Source organism: Sphingomonas sp. (assembly GCF_036269755.1).
Taxonomy (GTDB): Bacteria; Pseudomonadota; Alphaproteobacteria; order Sphingomonadales; family Sphingomonadaceae; genus Sphingomonas.
The window spans coordinates 11,926-32,408 of record NZ_DATBDV010000006.1; the positions used below are offsets into that span (position 1 = coordinate 11,926).

A 20,483-nucleotide genomic window follows, 5' to 3' on the forward strand; every position below is an offset into this window, starting at 1 on the left:
CTGCGACAAACGGGGCGGGTGGGGCGACACGGGATCACGGATTGGGCGTTGGCCGCCGAAGCATTCGCGTCGCTCGCGGTCGCGCGGCTGACGCTGCTGGTCGTGCCGTTCCCGGTGCTGGCGAAACGTCTGTCGGCGCCGCTTGTCAAACGCCGCTCGGTTTCCGCCGCCATTCCCCGGCGCGTCGGCTGGGCGGTCGCAGCGGCGGGCCGGCACAGCCCGATACGGTTCGTCTGTTTTCCGCAAGCGCTGGCGGCAAGGGCAATGCTGCATCGGCGCGGGGTTCCGACGATGCTGCATTACGGTGTTGCCAAGACCGAGGGCAAAGTTCACGCGCATGTCTGGCTGAGCGCGGCGGGCACCGACGTCGTCGGATACGTCAATAAAGCGGATTTCAAGCTGGTCGCGACGTTTCCTGCGCAAGCGATTTGTGCGGAATGACGATGCCCGGCGCGCCTGGCTTGCGGGGAAAGGCGACGGACAGGAACGCGGCAATGCGCTTTCTGTGCCTTCTCTGTTCGCAAGCAACGCCCGATGGCTCGGCGGACGCCGCCGCGCTCGCGAGGCGCATCGCCGACTGGAACGCGTTCGAGCACCTGGTGGCGCGCCATCGGGTGGCCGGGCTGGTGCATGCCGGGCTCAAACGCCAACCGCAGATCGTCGTCCCTGTTACCCCGCGTCAGTCGATCGCGGGCGCTGCCGCGACGATCGCGCGCGAGAACATGGCGATGGCGCTGGAGACGGTGCGGCTTCAGCGGCTGTTCGACGAAGCCGGTGTGGACGCGATCTTCTTCAAGGGCGCGACGCTGGCGCAGCAGGTCTACGGTACTTTCGCGATCCGGCACGGCAAGGACGTGGATTTCGTCGTTTCGCCGGGCGACGTCGAACGATGCGTCGCGCTGCTCGAGCAAGACGGTTACGCGCTGTTCGATCTGCCGTCGCCGCTCAGCCCGCGGCAGTGGCGCGGGCTGCTGCAGTTCGCGATGGAGATCGTCATGATCCATCGCGACCGGCACATTCAGATCGAACCGCACTGGCAGCTTAGCGACAACAGGCGGCTCCTACCGCTCGCAACGCTGGCCCGGTCGGCGAGCAAGGAATGGACCCGGATCGGCGACGTCGCGATCAGGACGTTCCATCCCGACGACTCGTTCGCGTATCTCTGCATGCACGGGGCGCGAAGCGGCTGGTATCGCCTGAAATGGCTGACGGACATCGACGCGCTCCTCAACCCCGCAGGGGAGGACGATCTTGTAAGGCTTTATCGTCATTCCGAAAGCTTGGGCGTCGGTCCGGCAACGGCGCTTGCACTATCGCTCTATGCCCAGCTGTTCGGGCGCCCGGTCCCGGCCGAAATACTCGCTCGCGTAAGTGGCAACTGGACGTTGCGAAGGCTGCGATCCTTGAGCCTTTCCAATCTCGATCGGCCGCGGTCGATGCCGGGTGCGCGTCGCACATTCATGCTGCACATGCTGCTCGCCGCGGCACACGGCTATCTGCTGTCCGAGCTCTGGCGGTGGAGCGTCTCGGTGATTGACGTCGTCAGGGTTCCGCTCCCGCGACCGCTTCACTTCCTGTACCCGGCCTTGCGGTTCCCCCTTTTGATCGGACGGCGGGTCGCGGCCTTGTTCGCCAAAAGCTCGGCTGATGACGCCCCCGCAGCCTAGCCTCCCGCGCGTCTAGGCGACGATCCGCACCGGCACGCCCTTGGCGGCCGGCGTTTTCGATTCCTCGTCGTGGTACCAGAGCGGAACCAGCGGATTCAGCTCGGGAAAGTACCCGCCGATGCAGCCGCGCGGGAGCAGGAACGGCGTGACGGCCAAGCCACCGACCTGTCGATCGACCCCGTCGTCCGCATCGCTCGCCAGCGCGACGACCTGGCCCTTGGTCAGCCCCGCCGCGGCGATGTCCTCGGGGTTCATCAGCACCACCTCGCGTGTTCCCTCGATCCCGCGCAAGCGGTCCGAATAGCCGTAGATTGTCGTGTTGAACTGGTCGTTCGACCGAAGCGTAATGAGGCGATAGCGGCCTTCCTTGTCCGAAAATCCGATCGAGCGCATCGATTTGGGCACGGTGAACTGCGCCTTGCCGCTCTTGGTCTTCCACACGCGCTCGCGCGCCGGATTGCCGCGATAGAAGCCACCGGGGGTAAACACGCGCGCATTGAAGTCGTGGAACTGATCGGGGTAGGTTTCCTCGATCAAGTCGCGGATCCTGGCATAGTCGCCGGTCCAGCCGTCCCAATCGACCTTGGGGTTGGGCGGCAACGTCGCCTTGGCCATGCCCGCGACGATCGCGACTTCCGACTTCAGATCCTTCGACGCCGGCTTATTCTTGCCGAGCGAGCCGTGAATGCACGACAGCGAATCCTCCATCGTGACCGCTTGCTCGCCGCTCGCCTGGACATCGTGCTCCGAGCGGCCGAGGCAGGGGAGGAGGTAGGCGACCTCGCCGTTGATCAAATGGCTGCGGTTGAGCTTGGTCGCGATCTGGACGGTCAGCCGCAATTTCGTCCACGCCGCTTCCATCTTCTCGCGCTCGGGGATCGCGCGGACGAAATTGCCGCCCAGCCCGATGAACGCCTTGACCGCGCCCGACAGGATGTTCTCGCACGCCTTGACGGTGTTCATTCCCTCTTCGCGCGGCGGCTCGAACCCGAATTGCTCGGCGATCTTGTCGAGCGGGACGAGCTCCGGCTTTTCGGAGATGCCGACGGTGCGCTGGCCCTGCACGTTCGAATGGCCGCGCACCGGCGAGATGCCGGCACCGTCGCGGCCGATATTTCCCTTGAGCAGCCACAAATTGGTCAGCATCGCGAGATTGTCGAAGCCGTGGACGTGCTGGGTCAGCCCCATACCGTACAGGCAGATCGCGCGGTGCGATTCGACATAGATTTGTGCTGCAGCCTCGATGTCCGCGCGGGCGAGGCCGCTCTCGCGCTCGATCTCGTCCCAGCTCGCCGCGTCCGCCTTGGCCTTGATCTCTTCGAACCCGACCGTGTGTTGCTTGATGAAGTCCACGTCTAGGACGTGGAGCTTCTCTTCCGCCCACTTCTTCTCCTCGGCGGCGAGAACGTATTTGATCATCCCCATGATCGCCGCGATGTCGCCGCCCGATTTGACCTGAAGATAGAGCGTCGAGATTTGAGTCTCTTTCGGCGTCAGCATTTCGGTCGGGCTTTGCGGGTTCTTGAAGACCTCGAGACCCTTTTCGCGGATCGGGTTAAAGGTGACGATCTTGACCCCGCGCCGCACCGCTTCCTGCAGCGGATGAAGCAGCCGCGGGCTGTTGGTGCCGGGATTTTGCCCGAAGAAGAACATCGCGTCGCACAGATGAAAGTCGCTCAGCACGCAAGTGCCGACCGGAGAGCCGATCACCTTCTTGAGCGCGACCGAGGTCGTCTCGTGGCACATGTTCGAGCTGTCGGGCAGGTTGTTGTGGCCATAGAGCCGAGCGAACAGCGCGTAGAGGTAACTCGTCTCGAGGCTGGCGCGGCCCGAGGCGTAGAATACCGCCGCCCCCGGATCGATCGCCTTCAACTCGCGGCCTATGCCCTCGAACGCTTCCTCCCACGGACAGGGGACGTAGGTGTCGCTGGCATGGTCGACCCGCATCGGGTGCGTCAGCCGTCCCTGCTGTTCGAGGTCGTGGTCCTTCCACGTCTTGAGCTCGGTGACGGTGTGCTCGGCGAAGAATTCGGGGGTGCAGCGCCGCGTCGTCAGCTCCCACAAGGTCGCCTTGGCGCCGTTCTCGCAAAATTCGAACGCATGCGGGTGCGCCGGCTTGGTCCAGGCGCACGACACGCACATGAACCCCTTGACCTTGTTCTGCCGGCGCAGCGTGTTGAGTGCGCCGAGCGTCGGCCGCTCGCGCAACGCCGTCTCGGCGATACCGCGCAGCGAGCCCCAGCCACCTTCGGCACCGTTATAGTGGACCGTCTCGTCTTCGTCGGTCATCGCAATTCCTTCGCCTCGTCGCCAGCCGTCCAAGCTTAGCGCCGGCGGCTGTCATTTGCGAACGCTTGCACCGGCTACGCGATCCTTCAGGGGCTCCCCGGCGGAAAAATTAGCTCGCGATCGCTGGTCGACATTGACGAGTCCGCCTGCGGCCCCAGCTACCTTTTTGCGCGATCGCGCTCCGTTTTAAGCGAAATCAAACGAATATGTTGTTTGATGGCGCTCATGACCAGCCAATCTTCCCAAGCTCGGGCGTCGTCCGAAGCGTTCGCCTTTGTTCCCAGTGCAGCGGGTGTTCCCGCCGATGCGATCACGCGCGTGGCGCGCGCGCATCCCGACCGGACCGCATTGATAGCGCCCTGCGGGACGCTCAGCTATGGCGAGTTGCTCGACCGCGCGGACCGCGTTGCGGCGTGGCTGCGAACCAAGGGCGTCGGCGCGGAAAGCCTGGTCGGTATTTGCATGGAGCGGTCGTTTGACCAGCTGACGGTCGCGCTGGGCATATGGAAAGCGGGCGGCGCCTATCTGCCGCTCGATCCATCCTGGCCCGACGGCCGCTTGCGGATGATCGTCGAGGATGCCGCGTGCGCGGTCGTGGTCGGCCGCAATGAGGTGGTCGAGCGGCTGGCGGGGGTCGATACCCCGGTCGTCGCGCTCGACTGGAACACCTTGCCCGCCGCCGAGGAAGCGTCCGCGACGCCGGTCGATGCGGAGGGCTTGGCCTATGTGATTTACACCTCGGGCACGACCGGCAAGCCCAAGGGCGTCGAGGTGAGCCACGGCAACCTCGCGCATCTGATCGCGTGGCATAACCACGCGTTCGGCGTGACCGCCGACGATCGCGGCAGTCACCTTGCCGGGCTCGGGTTCGACGCCTCGATCTGGGAAGTCTGGCCGTATCTCTGCGCCGGTGCCTCGGTCGTGCTCGCGCCCGATGAGGTCCGCACCTCCGACACCAAGCTGCGCGCCTGGCTGATCGTTCAGGGCGTCACCGTCGCGTTCGTTCCCACCGCGCTGGCGCAGGAGCTGATCCGCGACGATTGGGCGAGCGGCGCCAAGTTGCGCTACCTGCTGACCGGCGCCGACCGTCTGCTCGGGCGTCCCCGCGCGGGGTTGCCGTTCGCGCTGGTCAACAATTACGGTCCGACCGAATGCACCGTGGTCGCGGCGTCCGAAGTCGTGCCGCCCGAAGCGGTAGAGAAGGGTATCCCGGCAATCGGCCGCCCGATCGGCGCGACGACGATCCACATCCTCGGCGCCGAAGGCCAGCCGGTCGCAACCGGCGAGCAGGGCGAAATCTTCATCGGCGGGCCGTCGGTCGCGCGTGGTTACCGCCACCTGCCGGCGATGACCGCCGAGAAGTTCGTGACGATCGCCGGGGAGCGCTGCTATCGCACCGGCGACCGCGGATCGTGGCGACCGGACGGGCAGATCGCGTTCCATGGCCGGGTCGATGACCAGGCCAAGGTGCGCGGCCATCGCGTCGAGCCCGAGGAAACCGCGCATGTGCTGCGCGAGCATCCCGCGGTCCGCGCCGCCGCGGTGATCGCGGCGCCGGCCGCCGATGGCAGCGACATGCTGGTCGGCTATGTCGTCGCCAGCGACACCGTCACCGCCGAGGATCTGCGCGATCACCTCGCCAATACGCTTCCCGAATATATGATCCCATCCGCATTCGTGCGGATCGACGCGCTGCCGCTCACCGCCAACGGAAAGCTCGACAAGAAGGCGCTGCCCGAACCGTCGGACGACAATGCGCTGGCGTCGGCCGGGTTCGCCACCGCGCAGACCGCGGCGGAGGAACGGCTGGTCGAGATCCTGACCGCGGTGCTCGGCCGCGGCAATGTCGGGATCGACGACAATTTCTTCCTGCTCGGCGGGCATTCGCTGCTCGGCACCCAAGTCGTGCTGCGCGCCGGCGAAGCGTTCGGCATCGACCTGACGCTGCGCGACCTGTTCCAGGCGCCGACGATCCGTCAGCTCGCGGCGCGGATCGAGGAAATCTTCCTGCGCATGATCGATGAAATGAGCGACGACGAAGCGCAAGCGCGCGCCGCCGAATAGGACGCATCCATGACCGACCAAGCACCGATCAAGGCGGCCGCCGCGCTCGACCCGAGCCTGAGCCTGTTCCAGCTGCTCGAGCCGGCGATCCACGCCGACCCGTTCCCGTTCTACAAGCGCCTGCGCGAGGAAGCGCCGGTGGCGTGGGACCCGTTCATGCACACCTGGGTCGTCACTCGGTACGAGGACGTCCATTTCGTGCTGAAGGAATTCAGCGCGGATCGCACGCCCGACGTCGCCAAGATGGAGGCGCTCGGCCTGCCGTCGCTCGGCCCGGTCGCCGATGTGATGGCCAAGCAGATGCTGTTCCTCGACGCGCCCGCGCACACGCGGCTGCGCAAGCTCTGCATGAGCGCGTTCACCCCGCGCCGGGTCGAGGCGATGGAAGGCAAGATCCACGAAATCGCGCACCAGCTGATCGACGACCATATCGGCAATGGTCAGATGGAACTGATCGCCGATTTTGCCGAGCCGTTTCCGGCGATCGTCACCGCCGGTCTGCTCGGCGTGCCGCTCGACGATCATCGCCAGCTCAAGGCGTGGTCGGCGACCTTCGCGGAGATGCTCGGCAATTTCCAGCATAACCCCGATCGCATCCGCGACGTGCTCAAGTGCGTCGCCGATATGACCGGCTATTTCCGTGACGCGGTTCGCGAGCAGGAGCGAAACCCGCACGACGGGCTGATCCGCTCGCTGATGGACGCCGAAGTCGACGGCCAGCGGCTTAGCGAGGACGAGGTCATCGCCAACACCATCGTGACGATGGTCGGCGGGCAGGAGACCACGACCAACCTGATGGGCAACGGCCTGCTGACGCTGATCCGCCAGCCCGACAAGCTCGCGCAGTTGCGCGACAATCCGGAGATCATCGCCAGCGCCGTCGAGGAATTGCTGCGCTTCGAGACCCCAAGCCAGCACACCGCACGGATCTGCCCCGCCGATACGATGATGGGCGGCCAATTGATCCGCAAGGGCGAGGCGGTGATGGCGGTGATGGCGGCGGGCAATCGCGATCCGGAACGCTTTGCCGATCCCGACACGCTCGATCTGACGCGCACCGACAACCGCCATCTGGCGTTCGGCTGGGCGGCGCATTTCTGCTTCGGCGCGGCCTTGGCGCGGATGGAGGCCCGGATCGCGTTTCCCGCGCTTGTCGGCCGGCTCCAGAACCTCAGCGTGACGAGCGATATCCTCGAATGGCGGACCAATTCCGGACTGCGCGGGCTCACCGCGTTGCCGATCGCGTTCCGCGCGGGGGAGCGGGCCGCGTGAACGCCCACGCCGCGCTGTCGGATTCGAAACGACAGTTGCTCGAAAAGATGATGCGCGGCGGCATCGCGCCCGCCGACAAGCCCGCACCGATCCAGCCGCGCCGGCCGGGCGCGGCGATCCCGCTATCGGCCGACCAGCGCCAGGTGTGGCTCCACGCCATCATGGCGCCGGACGTGCCGCTGTATAACGAATCGATCACGATCCATCGCTTCGGCAGCTTCGATCGCGACGCGATGGCGCGCAGCGTCAACGAGATATTGCGCCGTCACGAAGCGTGGCGGACGGCGTTCGTCGAAGAAGCGGGCGAGCTCGTCCAGCACGTCCGTCCGCACCGCGACATCGAGCTGCCGTTCGACGATGTCAGCCACTTGCCGGAAGACCAGCGCGATGCCGCCGCGCTCAAGATCGGCAGCGATGACGCCCGCCGCGCGATCGACCTGTCCGACGCCCCATTGTTCCGCGCGCGGATCGTCAAGCTGTCCGACGACAATCACCGGCTCTATTTCACGCTCCACCACATCATCTTCGATGGCGTCGCGATCTATCGCGTGATCGTGCCCGAACTGGCGGCGATCTATGAAGCGTTCGCGCGCGGCGAGCCGTCGCCGCTGCCGATGCCGGCATTGCAATATGGCGACTATGCGATCTGGCAGCGGGAGCATCTCAAGAGCGCGCCGATCCAGAAGCAGATCGATTATTGGCGCACGACGTTGGCCGACGCGCCGGCCAAGCTCGAAATCCCCGGTGACCGCATCAAGGCGGCGCGGCCGACGCACGCCGGGTCGATGGAAGTGTTCCAGATCCCGCACGATCTGACCGAGGCGTTGAAGGAGGCGAGCCGGCGCGAAGGCGTGACGCTCTACATGACCTTGCTCGCGGCCTATCACGCGCTGCTGCATCGTTATTCGGGCGAGGAGGACATTATCGTCGGCGGGGTCACCGATCTTCGCCGCCGGCCCGAGCTCGACCAGGTGGTCGGCTATTTCCTCAACACCATCGCATTGCGCGCCAAGCCGAAGGGCGACCTCGCATTTCGCGATTTCGTGCGCCACGTGCGCGAGACCGTGCTCGGCGCGCTCGGCGCGAGCGAGGCGCCGTTCGACGAGGTGGTGCGCGCGCTCGACGTGCGGCGCGAGCCCGGCACGCATCCTTTGTTCAACTGCCTGTTCTCGATCGAGCCGCCGGTCGAGCCGTTCGCCGACGGCTGGGACTTGACCCAGATGGACGTGGTGGTCGGGGGCGCGAAGTTCGACCTCTACCTCGAACTCGACGAGCGGCCCGACGGGATGATCGGGCGGTTCCTCTATTCGACCGAGCTTTACGATCCATCGACGATCCGCCGGATGATCGGGCATTGGCTCACGATATTGCGCGCGGTGGCCGAGGACATGGGGTGCCCGATCCGCGACTTGCCGTTGCTCGATTCGGTGGAGTCGCAGTTGCTGGTCGACTGGAACAACACCGCGCGGCGGCACAAGGCGAAATTGCTGGTCGAGGCGGTCTCGGCGCAGGCGAAGGCGCGGCCCGATGCGGTGGCGGTGCGGTTCGGCGACCAGTCGATAAGCTACGCCGCGCTCGATGCCCGGGCGCAAGCCATCGCCGCGGCGTTGCGCGCGGCAGGGTTGGGCAAGAGCGACCTCGTCGGCGTCTGTCTCGATCGCTCGACCGACATGGTTGCAGGGTTGCTTGGCGTGTTGCGGATCGGCGCGGCGTACCTTCCGCTCGATCCCGACTTCCCGCCGGCGCGGCTCGATTACATCGTCGGGGAGGCCGGCGCCAAGGCGTTGCTATCCGAACGCAAGCTGGATGCCGTGCTGCCCGGATGCGCGCTGCCGCGCGTCCTGGTGGACGATATCGGCGCTTCGGCGACCGACGTGCCCGCTGCGGAAATCGCCGCCGGCGACCTTGCCTATGTCCTCTACACCTCGGGCTCGACCGGCCGCCCCAAGGGCGTCGAGATCAGTCACGGCGCGCTGATCAACCTGCTCGCGTCGATGCGCGAGCAGCCTGGGTTCGGCGCGGGCGATTCGTTGCTCGCAGTCACCACCCTGTCGTTCGACATCGCGATGCTCGAACTGTTCCTGCCGCTGATCGCCGGCGGCGAGTTGATCGTCGCGCCGCGCAACAGCGCAGTCGATCCGCGCGCGCTGATCGACCTGATCCATACTGCCAACCCGAGCGTCATGCAGGTGACCCCAGCGACGTGGCGCGCGCTGGTCGAGGCCGGTTGGCAAGGCTCACCGAGCTTGCGGGTTCTGTGCGGCGGCGAAGCCTTCCCGCGCGACCTGGCCGAAGCGTTGCTGATGCGTGCGGGCGAGGTGTGGAACGTCTATGGCCCCACCGAGACCACGATCTGGTCGACCGTCGCGCGCGTGACCGGCAGCACCGGCCCGGTCCCGATCGGCCGCCCGATCGCCAACACGAGCATCCACATCCTCGACCGCTACGGCAACACCGCGCCGATCGGCGTGACCGGCGAATTGTTCATCGGCGGCGCGGGTCTCGCGAAGGGCTATCGCAACCGTCCCGATCTTACCGCGGAGCGCTTCGTCGAGGTGCGCGGCGAGCGGCTCTACCGCACCGGCGACCTCGCGCGCTGGCGTCCGGACGGGACAATCCTGTGCCTCGGCCGTGTCGACAATGACGAGAAGATTCGCGGCTATCGCGTGTCAGTCGAGGAGATCGAGGGTGCGCTCGCAACGCATCCTGAGGTTGCCGCCGCCGCCGTCCGCAGCTGGCCGGACGCGTCGGGTGAACGCGCGCTCGCCGCCTATGTCGTCGCGCACGGTGGCGCCGAGCCGAGCCGCGCGGAGATGCGCGAGCACCTCGCGCAGACGCTGCCCCAATACATGATCCCCTCGACCATCGAGCTGTTGCCCGCGCTGCCGATGACGCCCAACGGCAAGATCGACCGCAAGGCGCTGCCCAAGCCGGGCGGGAACGCCGCCGCCGCGATCGAGCCGCCACAGGGCGAAACCGAGCAAGCGCTGGCCGCGATCTGGTGCGACATCTTGCGCATCCCCGCGGTCGGCCGCGACGACAGTTTCTTCGAGCTCGGCGGTCATTCGTTGCTCGTCGCGCGGCTGCTCGTGCGGATCGAGCAGCATTGGGGCCGCCGCATCGGCATGGCAGAATTCTTCGGCGCGCCGGTGCTCTCCAAGCTCGCCACACTGATCGACGGTGACGCCGGCGTCGAGGTGGGCGCGCTCGTCCCGCTCCAGCCGCTCGGCGACGAACTGCCGCTATTGTGGATCGATGGCGGCCCGACCTTCCTGGCGCTTGCCAACGCGATGGGCACTGATCGGCCGTTCCTCGGCCTCGCGCTCGGCCCGATCCTCGAGCGCGACCTCAAGCCCGGCATGCGGTTCGAGGATATCGCCGCCGCCGTGGTTGCGGTGATCCGCCAGCGCCGCCCGCGCGGACCGTATCTAATCGGCGGCTGGTGCACCAACGGCATCCTGGCGTTCGAGATCGCGCGCCAGCTTCGCGCCGACGGCGACGACGTTCCGCTGCTGGCACTCGGCCACACGATGAATCCGGTCGCGTTCCAGGAGATCACCACCGCGCAGATGCGGATGAGCAAGGCGCGCTACCATCTCGGCGTGTGGAACAGCCTGCCGTTCAACCGGCGCCTCGGCTATGCCCTCGAGCGCGCGCGCGGGATGCTGGAGGAAGTCGGCATGGCCGACGCCGACCGCCCGGACGGCCGCTATCGGCCTTTCGCGGCGGTGATGGAGCAGGCGGCGTACGGCTACACGCCCGGCGTCTATGACGGCGCGGTCGCGTTGTTCCAGCCGACCGAACGCCTCGACGTGCTCGACACGCGGCCGGGTTGGGCGACCATCGTTACGGGCCCGCTCCAAGCGCACGACATTCCCGGCAGCCACGGCACGATGACCGAGCCGCCCAATGCCGACGTCTTCGCGGCCCGGCTGCGCGACTCGATCGAGCGCGCCTTGAAGCCCGGACAGAGCGCGGCGGCAGCGTGACTCTGACGATCGACCTGTCGCAGACCAACGAGGTCGTGCTGGTCGAGCTCGAAGTGGCGCCTGCTGCGCTCGCGAATTTCCACGCGACGCTCGATTCCGGCGAGCGTGAGTGCGCGAGCCGGTTCCGCTTCGCGCGCGACCGCGACCGCTACATCGCGCGGCGGGGACAACTGCGAGCGTTGCTCGCCGAAAGGACCGGCGAGCGAACCGCCGCGCTGCGCATCGCGGCAGACGCGTACGGCAAGCCGTTCCTCGTTGACCGTCCCAAGCTCCACTTCAGCCTCTCGCACTCGCATGGCCGCGCATTGTTTGCGTTCGGCTGCGAGGCAATCGGGTGTGACCTCGAATGGCGCAATCCCGAGCTCGCCTGCCGCAGCGTCGCCGCGCGGCTGTTCGCGCCCGCCGAGGTCGCCGCGCTCGACGCGCTTCCCGCCGAGCAATGGGTCGCGGGGTTCTACAATTGCTGGACGCGCAAGGAAGCGTTCGTGAAGGCGATCGGCCTCGGACTGTCCTATCCGCTCGATGCGTTCGAGGTTTCGGTCGATAAGGCCGCGCGTTTCGTCACCGGCGCGGCAGGGTGGTCGCTCGTGTCGTTCGAACCCGCGCCCGGTTTTCAGGCAGCGCTGGTGACTCGCTTGCCCGAGGGTGCGACCGCCGGCTGATACGGCTTGCCGCGCGCCATCGAGATCGCTTCCAGCACGACATCGCGCGTGAACAGCATCAGCCAGCCGGCATAGACCGCCGCGCCCAGCCCGACCAATGCCAGCAGCCGCAGCTGCACCGCCATCTGCGGCAGTACATCGTCGAGAAGCATCACCAGCGCCCCCATCGCGAGCGCCGCCCCGATCGTCGGCGCGATCGCGCGGGCCAGTGCGGTCGCCCTGAGCCCGATCACCGGCAGCACCCGCACCGCGGTGATCGCGAGGTAGATCGGGTAGGCGACAAACCAGGAAGCGGCGAGCCCGGTCACACCCCAGCGCAACCCGACCAGGAAACAAGCTGGCAGCAACACCGCGCCGATCGCACCGATATGGACGGTGATCCCTGGGCGGCCCATCGCGCTGCACGCCGGGCTGAACAGCACTTGTAGCGTCATCATCGGCATCGCCAGCGCGAGCAATTGCACCAGCGGTGCCGCGTCGACCCATTTTGGCCCGAGCACGGTCGCGACCAGCGGCTGCGCGGTCACCGCAAGCCCGATGTAGAACGGCATCGCCACCAGCATCACCATCCGCGCCGACCGCGCGAATCCCTCGGCCACTGCGGAGCGGTTGTCCTGCATCCGGGCATAGATCGAGAACGCGACATCGTTGATCGCTGGAACGAATTTCGACACCAGGATCTGGGTCAGGAACAGCCCGGTCGTGTAGAGGCCGAGCGTCGCCGGGTCGAGGACGCGCCCCGCGATGAACACGTCGGCCTGGCTCTGCAGGAACCAGAACAACTGCCCAGCCGCCATCAGCCCGCCGAACTTCGCGAGCGCGCCAGATCCGCGGAAATCGAACAATGGGCGGTAATGGTGCCCCGATGCGACCGTCATCCCGATTGCGCGCGTGACGTACAGCACCGCGGGCGCCGCGATCAGCGTCCACACGCCGAGCCCGGTATAAGCCCCCGCCAGCGCGGTCAGCGCGCCCGTCACCGACGACAGCAGGTAAACCCGCGCCTGGTGCTTGAAGTCGATCGCGCGGGCGAGCAGCGCATACGGGAACGCGACGAACGGCGTCGTGAAATAGAGGAAGGACTGGACGCGCAACAGGTCGGCGACGATCGGCTGGCGAAAATAGGCGGCGACGACGGGCGCCATCGCGAATTGCAGCGCGCCGAGCGAAAAATTGAGCACGATCAGCATGCCGTACAGCTGCCGCACCGTGCGCTCGTCGGCGTCGGGCTTTTGGATCAGCCCGCTCGCGAGGCCTGCGCCGTTGAGCATGTTGAGCATCGCCAGCACGACCTGAGTCATTGCGAACAGGCCGTAATCGTTCGGATTCAGGATGCGGATCACCAAAAACGTCGCCGCCCAGGTGATGATCTGGCCGACGATCTGCGCGCCCGACCGCCAGATTACCGCACGCCGCGCCTGCGCGAACAGCGGCTCGGGTTCGGAATCGAGCGGATCGGACGGAGACTGCATCCGCGCATTGTGCGCACAAGATGCTTAAAGCGCGCCTAAAGGTGAGGTCCGCCGGAGCGGATTCGGCGCGAAAAGCAGGCCTCACGCAACATAGTCGAGCGCAATCCGTTGGCGCTTGGTGCGACGATGGAGCGAACCATGACCGGCGAAGACGACGGCATCCACCTTTACGGCACCCCCGACCCCGACAATCCGGGCCCACTCGCCGAAGGCGGGCTGCGCGGCGAGCGGACCGGCGATCGCGGCCCGGACCGCGCGCTCGAGGGCACGCCCGGCGGCAACGATCCCGAGAAGGTCGAGGATCGCCCCAATGTCAGCCAAGTGAAGCCCGGGGATTATCCCGCCGCGGACCGCGCGGAGTCGAGCCCCGACAAGGGCTGACCCTCGTCCGCCCATTTTAGCGAGATCGAAGCGAGACGCAGGCCTCGCGATCGGCCATAACCGCTCCAAAACCCGATAGGAGAGGCGCGGCGATGGGGCATTTCGGTGATTACCAGAACGAGATCTACGGCGCCGGCTTGCGCGGCGTGCTGACCAAGCTGCCGGTGGACTTCGCCACGCTGGTCGAGCGCGCGACCGCGGCGATGCCCGGCCACGTGCTCAACTACGTCCAGGGCGGCTGCGGCGACGAATGGACTCAGGACAGCAACGCCGCGGCGTTCCGCCATTGGGGCATGGTGCCGCGAATGATGGTCGGCACCACGCAACGCGACCTGTCGAACACGATTTTCGGCCACACCTATCACAGCCCGATCTTCATGAGCCCGATCGGCGTCACCGGCATGTGCTCGCAGGACCAGCATGGCGATATCGCGGCGGCGCAGGCGTCGGCGATGACCGGGGTGCCGATGACGGTCTCGACGCTCGGCAACGACACGATGGAGGATGTGGCAACGCGCCTCGGTGACGTGCCCGGCTTCTTCCAACTCTATACCCCGCGCGACAAAAATCTGGCCGAAAGCCTGATCCATCGCGCCGAGGCGGCGGGGTATCGCGCGCTGGTGGTGACGCTCGACACGTGGGTGACCGGCTGGCGCCCGCGCGACCTCAACGCCGGCAATTTCCCGCAGCTTCGTGGCCACGTGCTGACCAATTACTTTGCCGATCCTGTGTTCCAAAAGATGCTCGGCAAGGATCCGGCGTCGGCGCCCGCCGAAGCGACGATGCTATGGGCGTCGCAATTCGCGCGGCCGCTGACCTGGGACGACATGGCGTGGCTCAAGTCGGTGACGAAAATGCCGATCGTGCTCAAGGGCATCTGTCACCCCGACGACGCGAAGAAGGCGGTCGATCTCGGCGCCGATGCCTTGTTCTGCTCGAACCATGGCGGGCGTCAGGCCAATGGCGGGATCGCGGCGATCGACATGCTACCGGGCGTGGTCGCGGCGGCAGGGAACACGCCGGTGTGGTTCGACAGCGGCATCCGATCGGGCAGCGACGTGATCAAGGCGCTGGCGCTCGGTGCGAGCGCGGTCGGCGTCGGGCGCCCGTTCGTCTACGGCCTCGCGCTCGATGGCGCGGCGGGCGCGGCGCACGTGCTCAAGTGCATCCTGGCGGAGGCGGACCTGATGATGGCGGTGAACGGGATGCCGACGCTGGCGGATGTGCGGAAGGCGGGGGCGGCGCGGGCGTAAAGGGGGGCGAAAAATGACCGACAGTGACTCAACTCCACCGTCGAACGGTCGCTCACCATTCAATAGTCCAACTATATTATGGGCTGGCTTGGGGTTGGGGGCACTGCTTTTTGTTACGATGTGTAGTGGCAAGCGTCGAAGCGCGCCGACGACCGTCGCAGATTGCAAGTTCTCAGATGTTCAACCGGACTTGGACAAATTCGTAGCCGTTCTGCGGAACGAATGACGACGCAGGATACGCGCGTATCCGCTTGCAACGATTTCGCCGACATCTTGAGCGGCACTAACCGCGATGCCGATATGACAATCATCTCCCTGCCCAGTAATGACAGCTGCAGTTTTTACGATTCCGAGAGCGCAAGGCGTTATCTCATTAAGCAGGCCGGTGGGATGCGTGCCGAAGCAGATCGGATTTGTGGTGCTGGGCTTGAACGCCGGATTGATGCAGGCAAACTCCGCACGGAATTCTCGGACATCGTGAAGAACGCGAACGCTGGCGAAGCTGCGCGGCGTATAGGCAATCGTATGGCGTTGTTCGCGCCTGATATCGACCTGAGGCGCTGCATCGAAACGGCGGGCATTCGCGATGAACCAGCCGTGATGACCCAGCCGTTCAACCAGATTGTCCCGTCGTGCGAACTGATGCTGGGTCTGCCCGCTCAATCACCTGAGCAGCGATGGCGTATCCCCTCAGTCGATGAGCCTATCGCTAACGGAATTGGCGCCGCCTCCAATTCTGCTGACAACGCTGCTTCGGACGCACCGTCGGAGGACGAGAGCAACGAACTGTAGCGGCTAATCTGCGCGCTATCCGCCGTTTAGCGCCGCCGTTTGCCGCGGCCGCCGGTCATCAGATCGGGCTTTCGCGGCGGCTTCCACCCCTTCGGCGGCGTCATGCGTTGCTGGCTGGTGCCGAGGCCCATCTTGCCGGGCTGCTGGCGATCGATCCCCGACGTGTCGCTCGCTTCGGCTTCGGCGAGCGTGGCGCCGCCGCGCATCAGGTTGAGCTGGTCGCGCAGGCGCTTGGCCAGCTCGAAGTCGAGGGCTGCGGCGGCGGCTTCCATGCGCAGGCGGATGGCTTCGATGTCGCTGGTCATGGGTGCGAAACGCGCAACCATGCGGGTAGGCTCAATATGGCCCATTTGCGATCGAAGCCGATGGCGAACGCCCACTATCACCACCGCCGCAGGGCAGCGTGATAGTGTGACCTTGGTGTGACCTTTGGCCCGCGCGATCGTGCGAAACCGGGCGAATTTCGGCTAGGCGGCGGGTGCCGTGGCCTTGCGCGCGACTTGCTCGAACGCGTCGAGGACTTGGGGGATCAGCGGCTCAGGCAGGTTGTGCCCCATGCCGGGGATCTCGACGATCTTCGCGCCCGGGATCGTCTCGGCGGTATCTCGGCCGCCGGCGAGCGGCACGAGCGGGTCGTCGACGCCGTGGATCACCATCGTCGGCGCGGTGATGCCGCGGAGCGCTTCGCGGCGATCGCCGCTGCCGACGATCGCCGCCATCTGGCGCGCGATGCCGGGCGGATAGTGCATCCGGCGGAAGCTGGCGCGGACTCGCTCGCTCAGCTCGGCTTCGTCAGCGGGGTAACCGGGACTGCCGATCACCTTTTCGGCGCGGACGCCGTGTGCGACCATCGATTCCTCGTCGCTGCTCGTCGGGCGCTGGGTCAGCACCGCCATCGCTTCGCGCGTCGCCGAGGGCAGCGCAGGGTTGCCGGTGGTCGACATGATCGAAGTCAGCGACAGCACGCGCTCTGGATAGGCCGCCGCGACCATCTGCGCGATCATTCCGCCCATCGACGCGCCCATGATGTGTGCCTTGGCGATGCGGAGCGCGTCGAGCAGCCCGATCGCGTCGGCCGCCATGTCCCCGATCAGATAGGGCACGTCCGGCTTCGCGCCCATCATCATCTCACCGATGATCGCGGCCATCGCCGGCGCTTGCTCGTGGTCGAACTTGGTCGACAGCCCGACATCGCGATTGTCGTAACGGATCGCGCGATAGCCGCGCGCCACCAGCTGATCGACCATCGGCATCGGCCACAGGGTCAGCTGCGCGCCGAGCCCCATGATGAGAAGCACAGGCGGCGAGTCCTTGTCGCCATAATCCTCAAACTCGATCTCAATGCCGTTCGCCTGAGCTTTCATGCGCGTCTCCTTTGTCGTCGGCCACGTTCGCAGGGCGGCGGCTTGTCGGCAAGCCCGGTCAGGGGCAGGGTGCGGCGATGGACCTCGACGATCAGCTCCGCCGCTATTTCGGGGCCACTGACCTCGCTTCGCTGTCGCCCGGCGGGCTGGCGGCGGGGACCGAGCGGATGCGGGTCGAGTTCGGCATGACCAAGGATCGCGGGCGGCGGTTCGCATTATGGGCGCTGATGCACATGCTCGGCGTCGCGCCCGACCTCGACGTGGCGTTCGAGGACGAGGCGGACCGCGATGCCGCGCGCGACTTCATGGACCTGAGCGCGGCGAGTAAATCCTGCCCGTGAACGGGGAGGATTAAGGAAGGTTCGCCGCGAGCTCGTCGAGGAAAGGCTTGGCCGTCCCGTCCGAGGGTGCGCGCCAGTCGCCACGCGGGCTGAGCGACCCGCCCGCCGAGACCTTCGGCCCGTTGGGGATCGCCGAGCGCTTGAACTGGCTGATCGCGAAGAAGCGGAACAGGAAGGCCTCAAGCCAGTGCCGGATCGTCGGCAGATCGTAAGCGACGCGCGCCGATGGGGGGAAATCCCGCGGCCAGCGGCCTCGCTCGACATCCTCCCACGCCTTCAAGGCGAGGAACGCGATCTTGGACGGCGCCATGCCGTGGCGGACGACATAGTGCGCGAAGAAGTCGTTGAGCGCGTACGGCCCGATCTTGTCCTCGGTCGACTGGATCGCCCCGCCGGCGTCGGCCGGGACCAGTTCAGGCGAGATCTCCTGCGCCACGATCGCGTCGAGCACGCGGTCGGTCTCGGCATCGTACTGGCCGGTGCGGATGCACCAGCGGATCAGGAACTGGATCAGCGTCTTGGGCACGCCGGCATTGATCGCATAATGGCTCATCTGGTCGCCGACGCCGTAGGTGCACCAGCCGAGCGCGAGCTCCGACAAGTCGCCGGTGCCGACCACGAGGCCGTTGTGGCGGTTGGCGAGGCGGAACAGGTAGTCGGTGCGCAGCCCCGCCTGGACGTTCTCGAAGGTGACGTCATAGACCGGTTGGCCGCTCGCGAACGGGTGGCCCATATCCTTGAGCATCTGTTCGGCGGCGGGGCGGATATCGATCTCCTCCGCAGCAATGCCGAGTGCCCGCATCAGCGCCCATGCATTGCCTTTGGTCCCCTCGCTCGTCGCGAACCCCGGCATGGTATAGCCGAGGATGTGATCGCGCGAGCGACCGAGCCGGTCCATCGCCTTGGCCGCGACGATCAGCGCGTGGGTCGAATCGAGCCCGCCCGACACGCCGATCACCAGCCGCTCCGCCTTGGCCGCGACGATGCGCTGGACGAGCGCGGAGACCTGGATGTTGAACGCCTCGTAACAATCGTCGTCGAGCCGTTCGGGCGTGTTGGGGACGAACGGGAAGCGGCGGATCTCACGGCGCAAGCCGACATCGGCGAAATCGGGCTTGGCCTCGAAGCCGATGCGGCGAAAATCGTCGGCTTCGACCCCGGTGAAGCGCGCGGTGTCGTTGAAGGTCGGGTTGCGCATCCGTTCCTGGCGCAACCGGCCGCAATCGACGTCGGCGACGAGCAATTCGGGTGCATCGTCGAACCGCGCAGACGCGGCGATCAGCTCGCCGAGCTCGTGGACCATGCCCTGGCCGTCCCAGGCGAGGTCGGTGGTGCTTTCACCGGGCCCCGCCGCGGAAAAGACATAGGCGCAGATCGCGCGGTCGGACTGCGCCGCCGAGAGCAACATTCTTTGCCGCGCCTTGCCGATGACGACGTTCGACGCTGACAGGTTGCAGCACACCAAGGCCCCGGCGAGCGCGGCGAGGCTCGAGGGCGGGATCGGCCCCCAGAAATCCTCGCAAATTTCGGCATGGAAGATGAAATGCGGCAAGTCGCTCGCAGCGAAGATCAGGTCGGTGCCGAACGGTGCGGTCTGCCCGGCAACGTTGATTTCGTCCCAGCTGATCCCGGCGCCGCTCGCAAACCAGCGCTTCTCATAATATTCGCGGTAATTGGGCAGGTAGCTTTTGGGGACGACGCCGAGGATGCGCCCGCGATGGATCGCGACCGCGCAATTGTACAGCCGCCCGTCCTTGGGCAACGCCGCGCCGACGAGCAGCACGGGTCGAAGCTTGGCGGTCGCTGCGGCGACCTCGGCGATCGCGTCTTGCGCCGCGCGCTGGATCGCTTCCTGGAGGTGGAGATCATCGATCGCGTACGAGCTGATGTTGAGCTCGGGATAGACGAGCAAGTCGCATGCCGCCTCGTGCCCGCGTTTGGCGAGCGCGATCGTTTCCGCGGCGTTGGCGGCGATGTCGCCGACGGTCGCGATCGGCGTGCATGCGCCGACCCGCAGGAATTCGTGCGCGTGATGCGAGAAAAAACGATGCGTCTTCGCCATGCCGCGCATTTAGCGGGGTTTCGCGACAGGCGCTATCCGCACGGTGGAACGGCGGGACGAAAGAAAGGCTTGCGCAGCGCGATTGAGAACATATCATGAACACGTAATGTCCGAGTCGGTTGCCTCGCTCAGCAAGTTGCGACGGCGGCTGGCGCGTTTGGAGCGCGCCGCGCCGCGCGAGGTCGTGCGGTTCGCGACCGGGTGCGAAGTCGTCGATGCATGGCTCGATGGCGGGCTGTGCCGCGGGCGGCTGCACGAGGTCGTCGCTAGCGAGAGCGGCGATGCGGGCGCAGCGGCGGGGTTCGGTGCCTTGCTGGCGTTGCGCGCGGGCGAGGGAAAGCCGCTGTTGTGGCTTCGCACCGAGGGGGGCGAACGGCAGGGGGGCAAGCTCCACGCCGGCGGCCTTGTCGAGCTGGGGTTCGACGGCGGCGCGGTGATGCTCGGGCTGGTCGCCGACGATGCCGCGTTACTCAAGGCGGCGAACGACGCGGCGCGATGCGCTGGGTTGGGGGCGTTGCTGATCGAATGCTGGGGCGATCCCAAGCCGCTCGACCTCACTGCGACTCGGCGGCTGATGCTGGCGGCCGAAGCGTCGGGGGTGACGGTGCTGTTGTTGCGAATCGCCGCAGCCGAAGCGCCGAGCGTCGCCGACACGCGCTGGCGGGTGGCGTCGGCACCGTCGGTGCCGCTCGCCGATGGCAGCGCGGCCGGGGCGCCGGGCGATCCGGCGTTCGACGTGGAATTGTTGCGCCGTCGCGCCGGGCCTGCCGGCGCCAAGTGGCGCGTGGAGTGGAATCGTGAACGACGTGCCTTCCAGGAACCAGCCGCCGCGCCGTTACCTGGCGCTGTACTTCCCGTGGCTGCCCACTGAGCGG

General features: G+C 66.6%; 16 protein-coding genes. 11 read left to right on the plus strand and 5 right to left on the minus strand.

The window, feature by feature from the left end; all coding sequences use genetic code 11:
• Positions 1-48 precede the first annotated feature (48 nt).
• Complete coding sequence (locus tag VH326_RS06045; RefSeq protein ID WP_329630905.1) at positions 49-441, plus strand: lasso peptide biosynthesis B2 protein; 393 nt, start codon at positions 49-51, stop codon at positions 439-441.
• A 53-nt stretch (positions 442-494) separates the two neighbouring features.
• Positions 495-1,667: a nucleotidyltransferase family protein gene (locus tag VH326_RS06050; protein ID WP_329630906.1), complete on the plus strand. Its 1,173-nt coding sequence runs from the start codon at positions 495-497 to the stop codon at positions 1,665-1,667.
• 12 nt (positions 1,668-1,679) lie between these two features.
• Here the strand turns inward: VH326_RS06050 and VH326_RS06055 are convergent, their stop codons facing one another.
• Positions 1,680-3,956, minus strand: a complete 2,277-nt coding sequence (locus VH326_RS06055; protein WP_329630907.1) for an FdhF/YdeP family oxidoreductase — start codon at positions 3,954-3,956, stop codon at positions 1,680-1,682.
• Positions 3,957-4,172: 216 nt separating this feature from the next.
• Here VH326_RS06055 and VH326_RS06060 point away from each other — a divergent pair, with 216 nt between their 5' ends.
• Genes VH326_RS06060 through VH326_RS06075 form a run of 4 tightly spaced genes read left to right on the plus strand, consistent with a single transcriptional unit; the run spans position 4,173 to position 11,943 of the window.
• Positions 4,173-6,020, plus strand: coding sequence for a non-ribosomal peptide synthetase (locus tag VH326_RS06060; RefSeq protein WP_329630908.1), 1,848 nt, complete (start codon positions 4,173-4,175; stop codon positions 6,018-6,020).
• A 9-nt stretch (positions 6,021-6,029) separates the two neighbouring features.
• Positions 6,030-7,292, plus strand: a complete 1,263-nt coding sequence (locus VH326_RS06065; protein ID WP_329630909.1) for a cytochrome P450 — start codon at positions 6,030-6,032, stop codon at positions 7,290-7,292.
• Positions 7,289-11,281, plus strand: a complete 3,993-nt coding sequence (locus VH326_RS06070) for an amino acid adenylation domain-containing protein (protein WP_329630910.1) — start codon at positions 7,289-7,291, stop codon at positions 11,279-11,281. Before VH326_RS06065 ends, VH326_RS06070 begins: the two co-directional genes overlap by 4 nt.
• A complete protein-coding gene (locus VH326_RS06075) occupies positions 11,278-11,943 on the plus strand; it encodes a 4'-phosphopantetheinyl transferase family protein (RefSeq protein ID WP_329630911.1) in 666 nt (221 codons plus the stop codon). The genes VH326_RS06070 and VH326_RS06075 overlap by 4 nt, the downstream gene beginning before the upstream one ends.
• Here VH326_RS06075 and VH326_RS06080 read toward each other — a convergent pair.
• Positions 11,895-13,415: a lipopolysaccharide biosynthesis protein gene (locus tag VH326_RS06080; protein ID WP_329630912.1), complete on the minus strand. Its 1,521-nt coding sequence runs from the start codon at positions 13,413-13,415 to the stop codon at positions 11,895-11,897. The genes VH326_RS06075 and VH326_RS06080 overlap by 49 nt on opposite strands.
• Before the next feature lie 138 nt (positions 13,416-13,553).
• Between VH326_RS06080 and VH326_RS06085 the strand changes: the two genes are divergently transcribed.
• The 3 genes from VH326_RS06085 (at position 13,554) to VH326_RS06095 (ending at position 15,841) form a co-directional block, all read left to right on the plus strand.
• The gene (locus VH326_RS06085) at positions 13,554-13,796 is read left to right on the plus strand and encodes a hypothetical protein (protein ID WP_329630913.1); all 243 of its coding nucleotides are present in this window, start codon (positions 13,554-13,556) and stop codon (positions 13,794-13,796) included.
• Positions 13,797-13,888: 92 nt separating this feature from the next.
• Positions 13,889-15,049: an alpha-hydroxy-acid oxidizing protein gene (locus VH326_RS06090; RefSeq protein ID WP_329630914.1), complete on the plus strand. Its 1,161-nt coding sequence runs from the start codon at positions 13,889-13,891 to the stop codon at positions 15,047-15,049.
• Positions 15,050-15,271: 222 nt separating this feature from the next.
• On the plus strand, positions 15,272-15,841 hold the full coding sequence (locus tag VH326_RS06095; RefSeq protein WP_329630915.1) for a hypothetical protein: 570 nt from the start codon (positions 15,272-15,274) through the stop codon (positions 15,839-15,841).
• Positions 15,842-15,867: 26 nt separating this feature from the next.
• On the opposite strand, the gene VH326_RS06100 is transcribed toward VH326_RS06095, so the two are convergent.
• Complete coding sequence (locus tag VH326_RS06100; protein ID WP_329630916.1) at positions 15,868-16,146, minus strand: UvrB/UvrC motif-containing protein; 279 nt, start codon at positions 16,144-16,146, stop codon at positions 15,868-15,870.
• A gap of 162 nt (positions 16,147-16,308) precedes the next feature.
• Positions 16,309-17,205, minus strand: coding sequence for an alpha/beta hydrolase (locus tag VH326_RS06105; protein WP_329630917.1), 897 nt, complete (start codon positions 17,203-17,205; stop codon positions 16,309-16,311).
• A gap of 77 nt (positions 17,206-17,282) precedes the next feature.
• On the opposite strand from VH326_RS06105, the gene VH326_RS06110 reads away from it, so the two are divergent.
• Positions 17,283-17,546, plus strand: coding sequence for a hypothetical protein (locus VH326_RS06110; protein WP_329631005.1), 264 nt, complete (start codon positions 17,283-17,285; stop codon positions 17,544-17,546).
• A 10-nt stretch (positions 17,547-17,556) separates the two neighbouring features.
• On the opposite strand, the gene VH326_RS06115 is transcribed toward VH326_RS06110, so the two are convergent.
• Positions 17,557-19,608, minus strand: a complete 2,052-nt coding sequence (locus tag VH326_RS06115) for an NAD(+) synthase (RefSeq protein WP_329630918.1) — start codon at positions 19,606-19,608, stop codon at positions 17,557-17,559.
• Positions 19,609-19,714: 106 nt separating this feature from the next.
• On the opposite strand from VH326_RS06115, the gene VH326_RS06120 reads away from it, so the two are divergent.
• Positions 19,715-20,479, plus strand: coding sequence for a hypothetical protein (locus VH326_RS06120; protein ID WP_329630919.1), 765 nt, complete (start codon positions 19,715-19,717; stop codon positions 20,477-20,479).
• The last annotated feature ends 4 nt before the right edge of the window (positions 20,480-20,483 follow it).